The 17141-nt window shown below is 66.7% G+C and carries 14 protein-coding genes; 5 read left to right on the top strand and 9 right to left on the bottom strand.

What is annotated here, in order from left to right; all coding sequences use genetic code 11:
* Window positions 1-2: 2 nt before the first annotated feature.
* From GX414_07765 to GX414_07755, 3 genes are read right to left on the bottom strand one after another with little or no spacing between them, the layout of a single operon-like run.
* Window positions 3-1868: a hypothetical protein gene (locus GX414_07765; GenBank protein ID NLI46987.1), complete on the bottom strand. Its 1866-nt coding sequence runs from the start codon at window positions 1866-1868 to the stop codon at window positions 3-5.
* Entirely contained in the window at window positions 1861-2322 is a 462-nt protein-coding gene (locus tag GX414_07760) for a hypothetical protein (GenBank protein ID NLI46986.1), read from the bottom strand. The genes GX414_07765 and GX414_07760 overlap by 8 nt, the downstream gene beginning before the upstream one ends.
* A 36-nt stretch (window positions 2323-2358) precedes the next feature.
* Complete coding sequence (locus GX414_07755) at window positions 2359-2904, bottom strand: hypothetical protein (GenBank protein ID NLI46985.1); 546 nt, start codon at window positions 2902-2904, stop codon at window positions 2359-2361.
* Window positions 2905-3079: 175 nt separating this feature from the next.
* Between GX414_07755 and GX414_07750 the strand changes: the two genes are divergently transcribed.
* Window positions 3080-3328 carry a DUF1573 domain-containing protein gene (locus tag GX414_07750; protein NLI46984.1) on the top strand — a complete coding sequence of 83 codons (249 nt, stop codon included), beginning with the start codon at window positions 3080-3082 and terminating at the stop codon, window positions 3326-3328.
* A 15-nt stretch (window positions 3329-3343) separates the two neighbouring features.
* The gene (locus GX414_07745) at window positions 3344-4132 is read left to right on the top strand and encodes a DUF1573 domain-containing protein (GenBank protein NLI46983.1); all 789 of its coding nucleotides are present in this window, start codon (window positions 3344-3346) and stop codon (window positions 4130-4132) included.
* Between the two features lie 63 nt (window positions 4133-4195).
* On the opposite strand, the gene GX414_07740 is transcribed toward GX414_07745, so the two are convergent.
* Both GX414_07740 and GX414_07735 read right to left on the bottom strand, forming a co-directional pair.
* Window positions 4196-6283, bottom strand: a complete 2088-nt coding sequence (locus tag GX414_07740) for a GtrA family protein (protein ID NLI46982.1) — start codon at window positions 6281-6283, stop codon at window positions 4196-4198.
* A gap of 96 nt (window positions 6284-6379) precedes the next feature.
* Window positions 6380-7879: a hypothetical protein gene (locus tag GX414_07735; protein ID NLI46981.1), complete on the bottom strand. Its 1500-nt coding sequence runs from the start codon at window positions 7877-7879 to the stop codon at window positions 6380-6382.
* A gap of 191 nt (window positions 7880-8070) precedes the next feature.
* On the opposite strand from GX414_07735, the gene GX414_07730 reads away from it, so the two are divergent.
* The 3 genes from GX414_07730 to GX414_07720 all read left to right on the top strand — a co-directional run bounded on the left by GX414_07730 (window position 8071) and on the right by GX414_07720 (window position 12535).
* The gene (locus GX414_07730) at window positions 8071-9123 is read left to right on the top strand and encodes a hypothetical protein (protein ID NLI46980.1); all 1053 of its coding nucleotides are present in this window, start codon (window positions 8071-8073) and stop codon (window positions 9121-9123) included.
* A 641-nt stretch (window positions 9124-9764) separates the two neighbouring features.
* A complete protein-coding gene (locus tag GX414_07725) occupies window positions 9765-11351 on the top strand; it encodes a hypothetical protein (GenBank protein ID NLI46979.1) in 1587 nt (528 codons plus the stop codon).
* A gap of 362 nt (window positions 11352-11713) precedes the next feature.
* Window positions 11714-12535 carry a hypothetical protein gene (locus GX414_07720; GenBank protein ID NLI46978.1) on the top strand — a complete coding sequence of 274 codons (822 nt, stop codon included), beginning with the start codon at window positions 11714-11716 and terminating at the stop codon, window positions 12533-12535.
* 150 nt (window positions 12536-12685) lie between these two features.
* On the opposite strand, the gene GX414_07715 is transcribed toward GX414_07720, so the two are convergent.
* From GX414_07715 to GX414_07700, 4 genes are all read right to left on the bottom strand, one after another.
* Window positions 12686-12949, bottom strand: a complete 264-nt coding sequence (locus GX414_07715) for an RNA-binding protein (GenBank protein ID NLI46977.1) — start codon at window positions 12947-12949, stop codon at window positions 12686-12688.
* Between the two features lie 457 nt (window positions 12950-13406).
* Window positions 13407-13670, bottom strand: coding sequence for a hypothetical protein (locus GX414_07710; protein ID NLI46976.1), 264 nt, complete (start codon window positions 13668-13670; stop codon window positions 13407-13409).
* A 40-nt stretch (window positions 13671-13710) separates the two neighbouring features.
* On the bottom strand, window positions 13711-15870 hold the full coding sequence (locus GX414_07705) for a hypothetical protein (protein NLI46975.1): 2160 nt from the start codon (window positions 15868-15870) through the stop codon (window positions 13711-13713).
* A gap of 451 nt (window positions 15871-16321) precedes the next feature.
* Entirely contained in the window at window positions 16322-16942 is a 621-nt protein-coding gene (locus GX414_07700) for a hypothetical protein (GenBank protein ID NLI46974.1), read from the bottom strand.
* Window positions 16943-17141 lie beyond the last annotated feature (199 nt).

The following is a 17141-nucleotide window of genomic DNA, read 5'->3' as shown; positions in this document are numbered from 1 at the left end:
CGTCACTCCACCGCCGGCAGCCACCGGCTGAAAACGCCCGTTTCCTCCACCGCGCGCACGATGTGCCGCCGGAAATCCTCGCCCACGCCGTCGCCGCCGACCACGAAGCTCAGGCCGGGCCGCAGGCGCTCGTACAGCGCGCCGGCCAGCCGGTCGAACTCGGTCGGATCCGGCGGCAGCTCGAACACCAGGTCCAGCCAGGCCGGCAGGCGGTCGAGCCAGTCGCGCCATTCGGCCGCGGGCACCCGCTGGAACAGCCGGCAGGAGTAGAGGCCGGTGGCGTCGTCGCGGAAGTAGTTCACCCGGTTCCAGTACTGGTCGGCTCGGGCGAAGGCCGCCTGGATGGTCACCGCCGCGTCCGACGACACGGGGCGGGCGCCCCGCAGCACCATGCGGGACAGTCCGAACGGGCAGGCCGCGAGCAACCGCTCGCCCAGCGCGGCGATGCGGGGGGCGGCGCGGTCGGGATCGTGACAATCGATGTCCAGGGTGACCACCGCAGCCAGCCGGGGTATCGCCGCGGCGAGCGCCGCCGCGGCGCCGGGCGAATCGGCGTTCAGGCGGATGCGCTGGACCCAGCCGCCCGGCGCCGGCTCGGCGTCGTACGGGGGGATGTCCACGTGGTGCTGACGGTCCAGAATCTCCTCGACGTCGTAGATGCCCTGCAGGAGGCGGGTCTCGTCCCACGCGCCGGCGGCGAGCAGGTAGTACGGCGGTCGGGGCATCCAGCGGAACCCTTCGGCCGCCGCCCGCTCGCGCAGCGCCGTCCCCGGAATCAGGCTCAGGAGAAACACTTCCGCCGCCTCGGCCAGGTCCCGCCTCCGCAACCAGACCAGCGTGTCGCGGAAGCCGGCCGGATCGTCGTCGGGCAGGCCCAGGATCACCCCGATGTCCAGCTTCAACCCCGCCGTCACCAGGTGCGCCGCCCCGGTGGCGAAGGCCGGCAGATCCAGCCGGCGACCGACGCCGGCGCAGACGGCGGGGTGGATGGATTGCAGGCCCGCCTCCAGCGAGCGGAAACCGGCCCGGGTGTAGGCCGCGGCCAGCGCCGCGTCGATCCCCTCCAGGCGGGTTTCGGTGTGGAGATCCAACCCGCCCCGGTTCCAGCGGGCCAGTTTGTCGAGGCGGCCCCGCGTGCCGCGGGCGCGGTTGAAGGACGGATCCAGCAGGTAGACGTCGCGGACCCGGCCGTCGGCGGCGGCCCACCGGAAGAAGTTGCGGATGGCGGCCTCGTCGTGGTGGCGGACGGTCCGGGCGCTTTTCGAATAGAAACAGTAGTGGCAGCGACAGGGGCACCCCCGCGTGGTTTCCAGGAGGCAGTTCCCCTTCAGGCCCGGCGGCAGGATCCCCTGGGAGTAGGGATCGGCCAGCCCGGTCAGCGCCGCCAGCGGGGGCGCCACGATCCGTATCGGCCGGGAGTCAGCGCGGTCCAGCGCCGCCAGGGCGAGGGGCAGGCCCGTCTCACCCTCGCCGGCCACCAGGATGTCGGCGGTGGGGTCGTCCCAGCAGACGCTGCCGGGGCTGACCTCCGGCCCGCCCAGAATGATCCGGATCTCCGGATGGCTCTCCCGTACCCGTCCCGCCAGCCAGAGTGACCGTTCCACGTTCCACATGTAAACGGAGCAGCACAACACATCGGGCCGGTGGTCCAGCACCGCTCCGAGCAGACCGGCATCGCCGGCGTAGGTGGCGGTGGCCTCGTCCAGGATCGCCCACGTCAGGCCGTCCAGCAGGCCGCGGGCGCAACAGTGGCCGAGGACATATCCCGCGGCGACGGGCAGGTTGCTGTCGGCGAACGCCTGCTCGGCGTCGGGCACCCCGAGCTGCACCCAGAGCAGGTGTCGGGGGGGGCGGCGCGGCTTACTCATCCGGCGGCAGGAACACGCCGCGGAGGGCGGCGGCATCGCGCAATTTCTGACGGTGCTCCCGGCCGGCCGCACGAAACGGGTCGAGCCACGCGGCCGGCGCCCCCGACTGTTCCACCACGGCCGCCAGGCGTTCGGCCAGGGAGCACTCCACGCCAAAGGCCAGCGCGAGGGCGCCCTCCGGCGACAGCCGATCGCGGCGGACGCGTTCCGCCAGGGACGCCAGGTGCCGCAGCAGCACCTCGGCCAGCACCGGGTCATCCGGGCCGCCGCTGACGGCTACAGCCGGCGCCAGCCGGCGCAGGCCGGTCGCCTGCTCGGCCTCGCCGCGGGCCAGATCGTGCCAGAGCGCGCGCAGTTGTTCCGTTTCGGCAAAACGGTCGGCCAGCGCCAGGTACAGCTCGCGGACACCTTCTGCGAGCCGGATCAGTTGTTCCTGTGATCCGGTGACGTTCACTTCACTCCGGCGGCGCCACCGAGGCGGCGGCCCGCATCAGCGCTGCAAGTGATTGTCGAGCTCGGCCGCCAGCATGGTGATCTCGCGGGAAAGGCGCTCGTCCACGTTCCGGCCCACCAGCTCGACGTAGTAGACGTCGCGGTGGAACGCCACCCCCAGCGGCGACTGCCGGTTCTCCTCGCCCAGGTGGAGGCAGCTGTCCCCGAACGGCGCCACCGCCTGATACACACGCCGCGCGCCGTGGGGCGACGCCATCTGGTAGATTGTAACGGCAAAGGTCAAACCCGGCAAGTCGAAGAACTGGAACTCGCCGGTCACTCCCTGGACGAAATCGTTGTCGCGCAGCAGCAGCTCCCGTTCGCCGGCCAGCTCGCCGATCTCGCCGGGCCCATACGGCCCCGGGGCGCTGATCACTTTCAGCGGGTATGCCCCCTGCAGCTCGGTGAGTTCTCCCACCAGATCCATCGGGTCTGCCGGCGGAGCCGGCGCGACCTCCTCCCCCGCCCCGCCGGGGGTCAGCCGGCAGCCCGCCAGCCCCGCCCCCAGCATCAACAGCAAACCGCCGATCACCCATTTGCCCACGTGTTCGAACCTCCGTCTCAAGGTGACGACTATTTTACTGAGCGGCCCCCCGGATGTTTCAGCCTTTGTGAGGAACGGGACGCGCCGCGGGCTCCGCCGCCGACATTCCCGCTTGGCTTCGGCGCCGGAATGATGTATAGATGACACTCTGATCCCTCTGAGGAGGAACACCCTCTTGATTCCGCCAACTCTTTTCCGCCCGGTGCTGCCGATTGCGGCGCTGGTGCTGGCCTGGGCCGGCTGGGCCGCCGCCCAGGACGCGACAACCGAGGCCCCGACGGGCAAGCCGCAGCCGGAGATCCGGTTCGACTCCCTGAAGCATGATTTCGGTGTTGTGGAAGATGGCGTCACCCTCAAGCACGTGTTTCAGTTTAAAAACGTCGGACAGGCGATGCTGATCATTCACAGCGTCAAAGCGGGTTGAGGGTGCACGGCAGCCCTGGTTTCGGCCAGGGAGATTCCCCCGGGCGGGGAAGGAAACATCGAGGTCACCCTCAACACCGCCAATCGCCGCCGGGCACTCATGAAACAGATCACCGTGTCCACCAACGATCTGAATCACCCCTCGGTGGAACTCATCATCCGCGCCGACATCGTGAACACGCTGGCCCTGGAGCAGACCACGGTCACGTTCCGCCAGGTGAACAAGGGGCAGCAGGAGGTTCGCTACGCCACCCTGGTCGGCAAGGACGCGGACCAAACCGATATCACGGCCATCACGTGCGCCCATCCGTCCTTGCGGGTGGAGTACTCAAAAACCGGTTTCAACAACATCGCCCACCAGCGTATCCGGATCACCCTGCCCGCCGACACGCCCATCGGGCGTTTCAGCGAACAAGTCATCCTGAAGACCAACCACCCTAAAAAGCCGACACTGACGATGCTGGTCGTCGGCGAGGTGGTCGGCATCGTCCGAGCCGTGCCCTATCGGCTGAATTTCTCCCTGACCGGTGTGCCGTCGGATGTTGTGCGGCAGGTCCGGTTCAACTCCATCAACACCCCGTTCAAGATACTCGGCGTCACCTGCGACGTACCCGGTCTGAAGACCCGCCTGGAGGAGGTGGCGCCCGGAACCGCCTACACCGTGACGGTCACCCTGCCGGCCGGCTACACGGGAGGGCCGTTCGCCGGAACACTGGTGATTGAAACCGATCTCCCGGACCAGAAAACCGTCGAGGTGAAAGTGGTCGGGCAACCGCGGCGGACCCCGAATCCGGAGTTGCCGTAACAATCCCGGACCCGAACCCGATGGGAAACGAGCGGGCGCGGCGTTGAGCCGCGCCTTTTCGTCTCAGGGCGTCCGTTCGAAGACCACTGCCCGGAGTCCGCGCCGGTCCGTGGCGACGAATGCCCGGCGGAAGCCGGGCACGCCCGCGTCGAGCGCCGGCAACAAAGTCGGATTGGCGGCCCGCAGGAACGGCTCGTACAGGATCAGCCAGTGAACGCCGCGGCGGTCCATGTCCGCCGGCAGATCCTCGGCCCGTTCGGTCCAGAGCCGGGGCACCGTCGCGTGCCCCGAGTAAAAGCCGGTGAGTTCGATGTAGCCATACGCACAGCCGGCCACGGGCTCGTCGCGGGGCACGGACGCCGCCAGCCAGCCGGCCAGACGGTGATGGTTCTCATACTGTCGTTCCAAATCCACCGCCCGCCAGGCCGTGAGCCCCAGCGAAATCATCAGGATGACGGCCACGACTGCGCCCAGCAGCCCCGGGAGCCTGGACTCGCGCGCCGCATACGCGGCGAACGCCACCAGCCCGGCCGCGCCGAATATCTGAACGGGCACCACCGCGGTCAGAAGATTGCGCGTGTCCACGCGCAGCAAGGCGTCGGCCACCACCGGCAACACCATCATGAACACCAGGGGCAGCTTGTCCGACCGGAACAGGCACCATCGTCCGGTGAACAGCGGCAACAGGAACAGGAACAGGGGGACAGGTGTCAACAGCAGACCCGGCGTCCGCTCCAAACAGTAGAGCAGGTTCTGGGGAACCCGTGCAACCTGGGCCATCCAGCCGGACCAGCGGTCCGGCGCCACCGACTGAGCCGCTGTTGCGGCCTCGCCGTAGATGGCCCGGGCCGCCTCCGCCAGGTCCAGACGTTCGGTGAACACCCGCACCGGCGCGGCGGTGACATGGAGCAGCCCGCCGTCGCCCGGCGCAGCCGGCATCGCCAGCACCCAGCCGATCATGACGGCGGCGAAGGCGGCGGCCGCAGCGGCACCCACTGCCAATCGAGCCAGCCATCGTCCGCCTGCCTCGCCGCCACGGGGGGGCAGCAGACCGCGGGACGGACAGGCCAGGCCCACAGTCAGCGGCAATGCCGCCACAAAGGCGGTGAAGCCGTCGTTGTGCACCGCGGCGGCCAGCCCGAACGCCGCACCCACCGCCGTCCCGGCCCCCAGCCCTCCGCCGCGCGCCAACCGGACCAGCGCCCACACCCCGGCGGCGAACGCGCACAGGTAGAAGCTGAACGCTTCGCCGTTGACCGAGTATTCCATCAGGCGGGGATGAGCGGCGGTGAACAGCGCCGCCAGCCAGGCCGCCGGCGCTCCGTACAGGGTTCGGGTGATCCGCACCACGGGCAGCAGCAGGAGGACACCCGGGACCAGCGAGGCGACCACGGCCGCAGCGACCTGGCCCATACCCGTCGCGAGCACCAGCGCCTGCCAGGCGGTGAACAGGTTGAGCCCCGCCGGCTCCACCACCGCCCAACCGCCGGCCACCGCGTCGCGCGCGGCCGCCGCGTTAACCACGGCGTCGCCCGACAGTGGCGCACCCGGCAACACCAGCAGCAGCCGCAGGGTTGCCGCCAGCCCGACGGCCGCCAGCACCTGGACGTTGCCGCCGCGGTCCGGCGCCGCGGGAAATGCAAAGGTTTTACGGAACGTGTGGACCGCCTCGGTCTTGAAGACGCCGAACCGGAATCCCAGAAAGCTCAGGATGAACGCGGCCAACACCCCGCCGAACTTGGCCAGGTTGACCACCAGGATGAATCCGGGCACGCCCAGCCACTCGGGCAGCTCCGGCGGCAGGTAGCGGGGCAGGAAACGGACGAGGAACAGGAAGCTGGTCGTATTGATTGCCATGGACAGTCCCGCCACGGCCGCGAACTTGAGTTTCTCCGCCCGATCGGCTGGTCCGAAGGCATCGGCGAACGTCCAGCGCCGGTTCAGCACGTAGCTGTTGAGGGTGGCCACGCCGCACGCCACCACCGAGATGAGAAAGAGCACGACGCCGCTGGACGGCTGCAGCATAAGTACCAGGATGTTGGTGATGGCGAAATCAATGCCGGTGTTGAGGGCCCCCACCACGGCGAAGCGGGTGAACTGCCACACCTGCTTGAGGAGCCACCAGAGCCGGGATGTGCTGTTCGAAGTCATGCTGAGAGTCCGCCCGCACAGACTGGCTGCCGCCCGGCCCACTCGGGGCGCGCCGGCGCGGACCGGGGCATTATACCGGCATCCGCGGCCCGTGTGTCAATCACTCCCACGGCTCGCCCAGCGGCCGCGGCGGTTGGGAGTCGGCATGGCGGTGAATGTGTCGCCGTCCCAGTAGCGGATGGCGTCGAGTTCGTTGATCTCGTCCCGCCTGAAGGGGTGATCGACGTGCCCGATGCGCTCCAGGTAGGCGTGGAGGACGGAGTAGCCGTTGTCGAAATCCACCCAGCGCAGCGCCAGCCAGCGGTCCAGGTAGAACAGCACGCTGCCTACCGCCACCCCTTCGGGCGGCTGGATCGTCCAGAAGGTCGAGACGACGACCTGCTCCTGTTCCACCACGATGCCGTCCAGCCCGCCGTACTCGTGGGTCGCCCGGTTGATGCAGTCCCGCGGGAACAGCAGGTAGTACAGCTCATGGCCCGGCGGCTGGCCCGCGCACGTGTAGGCGGCGTCGCTGGACGGTGGCGAGATACCCGCCAGGTCCGATGGGTCGAGCAGCGCTAAAAAGCCCTGCCGGTGGGCATTGTTGATGCCCACGATCAGGATCTCGGTTCGGCCGTCGCGATTCAGGTCGGTCAGAGTCAGATTCAAAAAGTGCCCCGTATGCAGGTACTGCCCGCGCACCGCTCCGTCCGAACCCAGAACCACCATCTTGGCGGGGAAGAGTTGGTAATGGACGGCCGGCAGAACGATCTCCTTCCTGCCGTCCCCGTCCGCGTCGGAGACATGGAAGAAGCGGACAAACCACTCAGCGGACACCGGCCGTCCGCCGAAATTCAGCGACTCGCCCGGGCGATAACTCCACCGGACTCGGCCGTCCGAACCAAGGCAGTACAGGTCGGATGCAGTCAGCGAGGTATGGACGTTGGCCAGCACCTCGGTGGCGCCGTCCCCTTCCAGGTCGGCGAGCACGAATTGCCGGCCGCCGCAGGCACCCGCGTTCGTGGCCAAAAATTCAGGTGTCTCCTGCATCACCGAACCGGGGAGGCGGGTCGCCCAAAGCCGCTGCCCGGTGGTGTCGTAACCGACCACCGTGTCGCCCTCGGCCAGGGCCCGGGCCAACCGGTGAGTGTCGGCGCCCCCCGTCTGCCGGAAGAAGTAGAGCGCCGCCGCGCCGACCGCCAGCACCGCCAGCAGTAAACCGGCGGCCCGGAACCAGATCCGGGGGGGCCGCCGAGTCGTTACGGCGACAGGAACCGCCGCGTCGACGGGGGCCGTCGGCTCCGTCGTCCGGCTCACCGCGGACGGGACAGCGTCCGCGTCTTCGCCTTCCGGTTCAGTGGGGGACGGCAGATCGCCGCTATCAGCGGCACCGGGAGAGTCACCCTCGTCATGGCCGCTGCCGGTGCCCGGGAGCGCCTGGGCCAGGCGCCAGGCGTCGATTTCCTCGGCGAAGGCGTAAACCCGGTCGCTCGTGCCACCGGCGTCTCGATACACCGGCAGGCCGCGCTGGGCCCACCGCTGGACGGTGCGCACCGACCGGCCACAGTGTTCAGCGATCTCTTTCCACGATTCCAGCATCCGTCCCGAAGCCGCCATCGCCTCATCCCAACTCGTGATGGCTGTATTCTACCACCCGCCGCAAGCTTTCGCAGCAGTCGCGCGCCGCCTCCCGCCATCCGAGGCGGACCGGATCCGCTGACTTTCTTGGGGATTTTCGCACGCGTTTCGGCTACAATTTCTGCCAATATTCATCCCGCGGCCGTCCAAGGCCATGGAGGAAAAACCGTATGGCTATTCGCGAAGGTGCCTGGGATTGCCCCATGTGCGGACGGGCGCGCAACCGCGGCCCGGACAGATACTGCGGCGGCTGCGGCGCGCCGCGCGGCGCTGAGGTCCGGATGTATCTGCCCGATGACGCCCGCGAAGTCGTCGACGAGACCGAGGTGGCGAAGGCCAAAGCCGGTCCCGACTGGACGTGCGCCTTCTGCGGCGGCGACAATCCCGGCGCCAACGCCTTCTGTTCCGGCTGCGGCGCCGGCGCCGACGCCGGACGATCCCGGCTCGCGCCGCCGCCGGCACCGCCGGCCGCCCCGCTGCCCGCCACCGGAACGACCGGGCGCAAGGTGGCCAAGGGCTGTCTCATCGCCGCCGCGGCCTTCGTCCTCGTCGCCGTGGCCGGGCTGTACTGGTTCTGCCGTCCCCGCTCCACGGTGCTCGTCGCCGACGGCTTCCACTGGGAGCGCTCCATCCAGACGCAGCAGCTGCGCACCTTCACCGAACAAGGGTGGGAGGGGGAACTCCCCAAGGGCATCCGCGTGCTGCGCCAGGAACGGGCGGTCCATCATCAGGAAAAGGTCCAGACGGGCACCCGGGAGCGCGAGGAGTCCTACACCGAGCAGGTCAAGACCGGCACCGAGCGGGTCAAGGTGGGCACTCGCGACCTTGGCAACGGCTACTTCGAGGACGTGTACGAGGACCGGCCCGTCTACGAGTCGGTCACGCGCACCCGGACGGGCCAGGAGCCGGTCTACAAGGAGCGGCCGGTCTACAAGACTCGTTACACCTACACCGTTGACCGCTGGGTGGATGTCAAGCTGCTGGAAGCCGCGGGGGACAACCAGCGGCCGATGTGGCCGGCGTTTGTGGCCGGGGCCAAAGACCGTGCCGGCACCCGCATCGAGAAATACACGATCCGGTTCCGCGATTCCGGCGGCCGCACGTACACCTACGAGCCGAAGACAGAAGCGGAGTGGCGCTCGTTCCGCCCGGGCGGCCGTTACAACGCCGACGTGAACTACAGCGGGATCCTGCGGATCCGCAAGGCGGAGAAGTCACCGTAACACCTTTTGGATTCCCACCAGCGACGGCAGGCAATGCGGCCAGATGATCCGGTGTCCGGCGGGCCCGGCGCTACATTGTCCGGTAACAGCTCCGCACCACCGATTGAACCTTTTGATATGTTGGCGTTTGCACGGAAATTACAGTGTCCACGATTTGGGTTTCCGGCTATCGGAACCCACCTCCCATCGCAATCCAGATCGATGGCCCTGACGGGCGGGTTGTGTCATGCGGACAGCCGGGAGTCGTTCGCGACGTTCGCCGGACTTGGACTGAATTTTGAATGTCGTCGAACACACCCTGTCATTGGGCGAGTCTGCAAATCCTCGCTGTGACCGGGATTGGCCGCATCACGCGTTCCGGGGCAGCTGTCACTTGACCATTGCGGGAACGAAAGTGGAGAGAACGTGTCTCGTGCCTCGATTACGATCACGAATACGCGCACGAGGATGCGACGGCCGCTGTCCGAAGTCCGCGGTCCGACATCCGCCTGTTCGCAGCATCCGCGAGGTGGACGCGGAACGCTCGGTGAGCGATAATAGCGGGAAGCCGCCGGCGCCCGCAGGCCGGAGGCATCCGTCGGGGCGCCTCACCGGCAGTGGAGGCGCAGTCGGGCGGGATCCGCAACATCGGGAGGCACACCATGAGACCGAGCAGACGTTGGCTGGCGACCGCACTGGCGCTCCTGCTGGGCGGCGCACTGGCGATGGCCGCGGAGATCCACGACGCGGTCGCCGCGGGCAATTTGGCCCAAGTGAAGGAGATTCTCGCCAAGAGCCCCCAGTTGCTGAACGCTCCGGGCGAATACAACCGGACACCGCTCATCACGGCGGTCATGAGCCGGCGGATGGATGTGGTCAATTACCTCCTGGATGCCGGCGCCGAAGTCAGCGCCCGCGACCAAGAAGGGATGACGGCCCTGCATATGGTGTGCTTTCTGGGTCAGACTCAGGTGGCCGAACGGATGCTCGGCAAGTGGTCGGGGATCGACGACCAGGAGAACGTGTTGAAGTACACGCCGCTTCATGCCGCCGTCCGCGGCTCGCAGAGCCCCTGCGTCAAGATGCTCCTGGGTCGGGGCGCGCGGCCGAACCTCCGCTCGGCCGAGGGATTCACACCCATGCTCCAGGCCGCGTGGCGGGGTGACATCGCCATGGTCCAGATACTCCTAACCGGTGGCGCCTCGCTGACCGAGACGGACCCCATGGGCAACACCGCCCTGCACCTGGCCGCGTTGAACAACCACACGCAGCTCGTGGAATCGCTGCTTGCCCGAAAGATGGCGGTGAACACCCCGAACCAGCGGGGCGGGACGGCGGTGAGCATCGCCGCCCGGGAAGGGCACACCGGGATTGTCCAGATGCTCCAGGCGGCCGGCGCGCCGAAGACGTTGCCGCCGGCGCCCGTGCTGCAAGGCGCCTACCTGGGCCAGACGCCGCCGGGGAACACCCCCAAGCTGTTCGCGCCGGGAGTCGTCTCCACGGAGAAGCGCGAGTTGAACGCCGCCTTCACGCCGGACGGCAAAGAATTCCTCTATACCGTCCAGACCATGTCGGGCCGCTACCAGATCATGACGATGAAACGCCAGGGCAACCGGTGGTCCCGCCCTGAGGTGGCCGCATTTTCGGGGACGTACAGCGACGCCGACCCATTCATCACCGCGGACGGTCGTCAACTGTATTTCAGCTCCAACCGTCCGAAGGAACCCAAGGGGGCACCCAAACGGCATTTCGACATCTGGGTGGCGACGCGCGAAGGCGACGGATGGTCGGCGCCCCGTGAGTTGGGAACCCCCGTCAACACAACGGGAAACGAGTTCTACCCCACCCTCACCCGCGGCGGAACGCTCTACCTGCAGGCCGAGCGCGCTGACGCCCGCGGCCTGCGGGACATCTACCGTGCGTCGTACCGAAACGGCGCCTGGACGCGGCCACAGAATCTCGGCGAGCCCGTCAACAGTTACGCGCTCGAAGGGGACGCGCTCATCGCGCCCGACGAGAGCTACCTCATTCTGTCGGTCACCCGCCCGGGCGGCGCCGGCCTGGGCGATCTGTGGATCAGCCGCCGAAACGCCAAGGGGGGCTGGTCACCGCTCCGCAACCTGGGCCGCGCCGTCAACACCGCCGGCAACGAGCAGTGCCCCGCCCTTTCGCCCGACGGCCGCTACCTGTTTTTCACCCGCGACGGGGACATTTACTGGGTCGATGCCCGGATCCTGAACGCACCGTGATGCGGCTGACAAGGAGAATGGGCGGACAGGAGTATAAGAATCGAGCTGACAATTGTCGGTTAGTGATTGATGGTTCGTGCTCGTAATTCGTAATTGCAATTCGTAATCGTCATCGAGACTCAAGGTTCGTTCCCGCCATGGGGACGCAGACATCGGATACCCTCTCATCTGATATCCGACTCATCGATTCACCCATTTACCCATTCATCCATTGATTCCTTAAAATTGTCCGTGTCCAAAATCCGGATCGGACCGATAATTAGAATAGACATCCGGACCGATCGGCAGGACGATCATCCCAAGCAGCATGCCTGATTCCCCGATCAGTCCGGCGTACGGATCTTTAATGGTGGAGGTAGACGATGGAAATCAAACCACTCAGCGGACCGGCCGCGATGCCGGAACCCGACGACACGCCATCCGCTCCCGCTCCTGCGGGACCGGTAAAGGCGGAAGTTCACCCGACGTCCATGCAGGACCAGCTCGGTGTGCTCCAGCCGCCAGTCCTCGACTTCGGCGAGAAGAGACTCGATCGGCCGCATGACGCCTCCGACCTGCCGCGATTCCCGGGCGGACTGGGAGAGCGACTGCCGGGCGGGATTGACACGGGGCCGACGGAACAGACGCCCGGCCAACCCATCGTGAGGCCGGATCCGCCGCCGGATCCGCCGAAGCGGTCGGACGATCTGGTGTCGAAGTTTCGGATCCTGCGGGAGGGCTTCGGCGCCTATTCCCCCGAAATCGGCGGCACCGAGCAGGGCCCCGACGGCAACCCGAAGCGGCCGGCGATTCGGCACGGCCTCGGGCCCGGTCATGTGAAGTCGCCAGTTCCCGGTCCAGGCGGACCCACCGAACCCGGCGGATTCGTCGTGCCGAGCACACCGACGCCGACAGACCCCCGCGCCAGCTCGCCGGTCCCCCGGCCGGAACCGCAACCGATGCCGCCGGACCCGGACGATCCGGACGACCCGGACGACGCCAGCCTCAGGTCCACAGCCGCCTTCTCCGGCCTCGCCGCCGGCGTGAACCGGCAGAGTCCTGCCGGCTACCAGGATGGCGACGACCTGCCGGCGGCGGCCTCCCAGGTCGCCGGTATGTTCGGCGCCACCGCCCAAGGCGAGGCAGCCCGCGGCGTGCAGGATCCGGGTCCGCCCATCAACCCGCCCGATCCGCCACCGAAGTAAAAACCGTTCACTTCCGCAGACACAGAGCCTGCAGAGAGAACAGGGTGTTTCAGATGAAATTGAAGACTGGCCGCTGTCAGTGGAGGGGAATCTGTGATGAATGTGCCCCGGGGAGCGCCGGCTGGCGCTCCCCGGAGGCGGGAACTGATGTTACCAGCGGGGCTTGCGGTCTTCCCGCGGACGCGCTTCATTGACCTTGAGTGTGCGGCCGTCCATGACCTTCTCATTCAGCGTCTGGATCGCCTCGTTGGCGCCGCTGGACATCTCCACAAAGGCGAAGCCGCGGGGCCGGCCGGTTTCCCGGTCGGTGATCACGCTGACCGATTCCACCGCACCGTGCGCGGCGAACATCTGCTGCAGCTGATCTTCGGTGGCGCTGAAGGGAAGGTTTCCGACATAGATCTTCGTCGACATGCTGATACTCCTGGCCCGTTTGATGAACGGGCATCACATTAAATTCCGGCCAAGCCGGTTCAAACACCTGGATTACGGAACAATGGAACGGATGATACTCGGCTGGGCTCTGGAAGGAACTGGCTGAACGACAAGTTACTTCTGGCGGCAGGAGCAACGATCGATCCGTTGATCGAATCCGGGAAGACTGTATACCGTTCTTTACCTCTTTGCAAGGATTATTTAAGAAATTCGGGGCCGGCGAGCAGGGTGAATGGGTGAATGGGTGAATCGGTGAGTCGGATATCAGATGAGAGGGTATCCGGTGTCTGACGTTCCCATGGCGGGAACGAGCACCGAGTCTCGATGGCGATCACGATCACGATGAACATTACGAGCACGAACCATCAACTATCAACCGTTTTAATCCGGCGAACCCTGTTCTCCCGCGCCCGCTGCGGGCGCGGGGCGCCGCGGTTCAGCGGTTCCGGTAGTAGACGGCCAGCCCGGTGACCGTGCCGCACGCGAGCAGGCTGGCCACCATACCGGAGAGAAGATACAGGTCGTGCTGGAAGATGCCGTGCAGGATGCCCGTCACCTGCAGGAGGCAGAAGCCGGCGAAGGTGAGAATGGACACGCCCTTGGCGCTTCGGGCCCGCCCGATCTTCACCGCCTGGAGCACGAACAGACCGGCGTTGGCCATCAAACCCAGTCCGAAGATGATTCCCACTATTTCTTTCATCAGCGTGCTTCTCTCCTCTGCGAATACAAACAATTGGTAGTCAGGAGATAGAAGATGGGAGTTGCAGAACTCTGACCTTCTTACCCTTGTCTCCTGTCTCATAACTTCCAATGCTCAGGACCGTTTCGGCACGGGGACCGGCCGAGGCACCGCCCACGCGCACCACGTAACCGCCGGGCCGGACGGTCCAGCGGCCGGCCGCCGCGTCCCACCGCCGCAACGCCGCGGCGGGCAGGCGGAACCGAAGATCGCGGCGTTCGCCGGCGGCGAGATGGATCCGCTGGAATCCCTTCAGTTCCTGGTTCGGGCCGCCGGCACGGGCGTCGGGCGGCACCACGTAGAGTTGAACCACTTCGTCGCCCGCCATCGGACCGGTGTTGGCCACCGTGACGCGGATTTCCACCACACCGGTCGGCGGGATCACCGCCGGCGCCGCCGCCAAGTCGGAATATCCGAACGTGGTGTAGCTCAGGCCGTAACCGAAGGAAAAAGCGGGCTCGCCTCGGTAATACCTGTAGGTGCGCCCCTCCATCCGATAATCCTCAAAGGGGGGCAGGTCCGCCAGCGTCCGGTAGAAGGTGATAGGGAGGCGGCCGGCGGGGTTGGCCGCGCCGAACAGGACGTCAGCCACGGCGTTGCCGCCCTCCTGGCCCGGATACCAGGCCAGCAGCACGGCGTCGGCCAACTCCAGAATCTCGGGGATGGCCACCGCCGACCCGGCGGCCACCACCACGACCAGCGGCCGGCGGCTCCGGGCGCGCAGGCGGCGGACCAGTTCCACCTGGATGGCCGGCAGTTCCAGGCTCGTCCGGTCGCCGGCGGCGCCGGAGCGGAATGCCTCGCCCTTCTCCCCTTCGAAATCGGGGGTCAGCCCGACGACGGCCACGGTGGCGTCGGCATAGCTCGCGGGCCAGATGTTGCCGATGGCGACGGGTCCGTCCAGGGGGCAGCCGGAGCTGTACTCGATCCGCACGCCCGGCCCGGCGCGGCGGGTGATCCCCTCGAGCACCGTGACCATGTCGGCGCCGAGGCCGTGGTAGGTGCCGAGCAGCGCGTCGACGCTCGCGGCGCAGGGGCCGGTGACGAAGAGCGTTTGCAGGTCCGCCGGCAGAGGGAGTGCGCCGGGGTTGTGCTTGAGCAGCACCATGGATTTGACGGCGGCTTCCCGCGCCAGCGCCGCGTGGGCGGCGCACCCCACCACGTCCGGAGGCGGCGCCGGGGGCGGCGCCGGGTCGAACAGCCCCAGCCGGACCAGCGTACGGAGCAGCGGCTGCAGCGCGGCGTCGACCTCGGCCTCCGTCACCCGGCCCTGCCGGACGGCCGCGGGGAGATGCCGGTAGGCGGTGCCGCATTCCAGGTTGACGCCCGCCCGCAGCGCCTGGACGGCCGCCTCCAGATCGTCGGCGGCGGTGCGGTGGCCGTCCACGAAGTCGCGGAGCGCCCCGCAGTCGGACACCACGTGCCCGCGGAAGCCGAACTCGCCGCGGAGCACCGTTTGGAGCAGGAACGGGCTGGCGCAGCACGGCTCGCTGTTCAGGCGGTTGTAGGCGCACATGACCGCCTCGACGCCGACCGCGGCCAGCGCCCCGAAGGCGGGGAGGTAGGTTTCGCGCAGGTCGGTCTCAGCCACCGCGGCATCGAAGCGGTGACGCGACGCCTCGGGGCCGCTCCCGGCCGCGTAGTGCTTGGCGCAGGCGGCGGCCATCAGCCGCCGCGGATCATCCCCCTGCAGTCCGCGGACCAGGGCCGCGCCGAGGCGCCCCGTGAGATATGGATCTTCGCCGTAGGTTTCCTGTCCCCTGCCCCAGCGGGGATCGCGGAAGATGTTTACGTTGGGCGACCAGAACGTGAGGCCCGTGTAAAGGCCGGCGGCGCCGACGGGCCGGGCGGCGTGCTTGGCCCGGGCCTCGGCGGCGATGGCGGCGCCGATGCGGCCGATCAAGTCGGGATCGAAGGTGGCGGCCAGGCCGATGGCCTGGGGGAAGACGGTGGCGCGGCCCGACCGGGCCACGCCGTGCAGGCACTCGTTCCACCAGGTGTACGGCGGGATGCCCAGGCGCGCCACGCCCGGCGTCTCGTGGACCATGAACGAGGCTTTCTCCTCGAGAGTCAAGCGCCCCATGAGGTCGCGCGCCCGCTCGTCCGGATCGAGCGCCGGGTCGCGGAACGGCGGCGGGGTGCCGCCGGCGGAACTCGTCATGGCGTCGCCGCGGGCCGGGGCGAGGGCGACCGCGGCGGAGAACAAGAACAGCGTCATCAAGCCGATGGATCGGGCTGGCCGCACGGGCGGATCTCCTACGGATCACGGGTTCAGGACGTCGGCTCCATCATAGCCGAGCGGGGCGGAGGCGTCCAGTCTTGTGACCGCTCAGCCCGTTTGCCCGGGGAATCGGACCGGCGAAGCGGATTCACCACGAAGACACAAAGGGCACGAAGGAATTGATCAATTTATCATTGATCATTTTCATTGAAAAGATGGTGGATGGGTTCTGGGAGCCGAACCCGGGTCCGATAGTCGGTGTCCGACGTCCGAACACGATCAGGCGGATTCCTCAAGTATCTATTGGGAAAAGCTTATACCAATCACGCGGACGGATGTTGCCGTTTGCTTAAAACGCGGCGCGTATCCGCGAAATCCGCCTGGCGGGTGTTCATTTAGGACATTGGACGTGACCACAGAAGCAGGTGCAGTTGGGGCAGCACAGGGTCATCTCGGGAGTGCCACACGTGATGGTTTTGCAGTAGACATCGTCACAGTAGCAATTGGTCACCCATGACTCCGTCACGTTTTCAAGCCGGGCTCCCGTGACAAAGCCAAACGACTGGAATCCGTTCGGAATATACACGTCCCTGACCGTATGGGTAACGACCCCTGTTTCGCGCCTGAGGACATATTCGACCAGAATCCGATTATCCTCGACGGGAGGAGTTTGAATTTCAAAATCGGGTTCAATCTGATCTCTGATCGTCGTCACAACCATCCCGCGTGGCTTTTCCGCCCTGATCTGTTCTTGTGCCGCAGCAGGCATGTCAGGATCCACGATGGCGCAAAGCAGCGAATGACTCGGTTCCGAGTAGATTTTGACTCCACAAATATTCAGCGTTTCAGTATCACCTTGATGGATGGAGACTTCCAATCTCAGCCGCTGAGATTCCAACGCACGGCCGACGATCCGGATCGCTCCGGGGTCCAACCCATCATGATTGCCCGCCAAAGGGAACACACATAACAAAGAGAAAGCGATCACAGTGAGAATCAGAAATCTGTTCATGGCACCCTCCGGAACCTTGTCACAAATTAATATAGCAGTTACAAATTAATATAGTATTACACTGCTGTCCGGTTAAAACTTGAATGATTTCTGTGGGTTAGGCGATTGTAACAGGTTGTCATTTTCGTTATCATTTGCAAACAACTCATGTACAAGAACTTTGCTAAAAAGGTGCACGCTGAAAACCTGGAGCATTCGG

Source organism: Acidobacteriota bacterium, assembly GCA_012517875.1.
GTDB lineage: Bacteria > Acidobacteriota > JAAYUB01 > JAAYUB01 > JAAYUB01 > JAAYUB01.
This window is presented reverse-complemented; position numbering and strand designations above follow the sequence as displayed.

What these genes read in the sequence shown, in the direction of transcription:
- GX414_07765 (NLI46987.1), bottom strand. Translation starts at nt 1,868, where the DNA reads ATGAGTAAGCCGCGCCGCCCCCCCCGACACCTGCTCTGGGTGCAGCTC.
- GX414_07740 (NLI46982.1), bottom strand. Translation starts at nt 6,283, where the DNA reads ATGACTTCGAACAGCACATCCCGGCTCTGGTGGCTCCTCAAGCAGGTG.
- GX414_07735 (NLI46981.1), bottom strand. Translation starts at nt 7,879, where the DNA reads ATGGCGGCTTCGGGACGGATGCTGGAATCGTGGAAAGAGATCGCTGAA.
- GX414_07730 (NLI46980.1), top strand. Translation starts at nt 8,071, where the DNA reads ATGGCTATTCGCGAAGGTGCCTGGGATTGCCCCATGTGCGGACGGGCG.
- GX414_07725 (NLI46979.1), top strand. Translation starts at nt 9,765, where the DNA reads ATGAGACCGAGCAGACGTTGGCTGGCGACCGCACTGGCGCTCCTGCTG.
- GX414_07720 (NLI46978.1), top strand. Translation starts at nt 11,714, where the DNA reads ATGGAAATCAAACCACTCAGCGGACCGGCCGCGATGCCGGAACCCGAC.
- GX414_07715 (NLI46977.1), bottom strand. Translation starts at nt 12,949, where the DNA reads ATGTCGACGAAGATCTATGTCGGAAACCTTCCCTTCAGCGCCACCGAA.
- GX414_07710 (NLI46976.1), bottom strand. Translation starts at nt 13,670, where the DNA reads ATGAAAGAAATAGTGGGAATCATCTTCGGACTGGGTTTGATGGCCAAC.
- GX414_07705 (NLI46975.1), bottom strand. Translation starts at nt 15,870, where the DNA reads ATGACGAGTTCCGCCGGCGGCACCCCGCCGCCGTTCCGCGACCCGGCG.
- GX414_07700 (NLI46974.1), bottom strand. Translation starts at nt 16,942, where the DNA reads ATGAACAGATTTCTGATTCTCACTGTGATCGCTTTCTCTTTGTTATGT.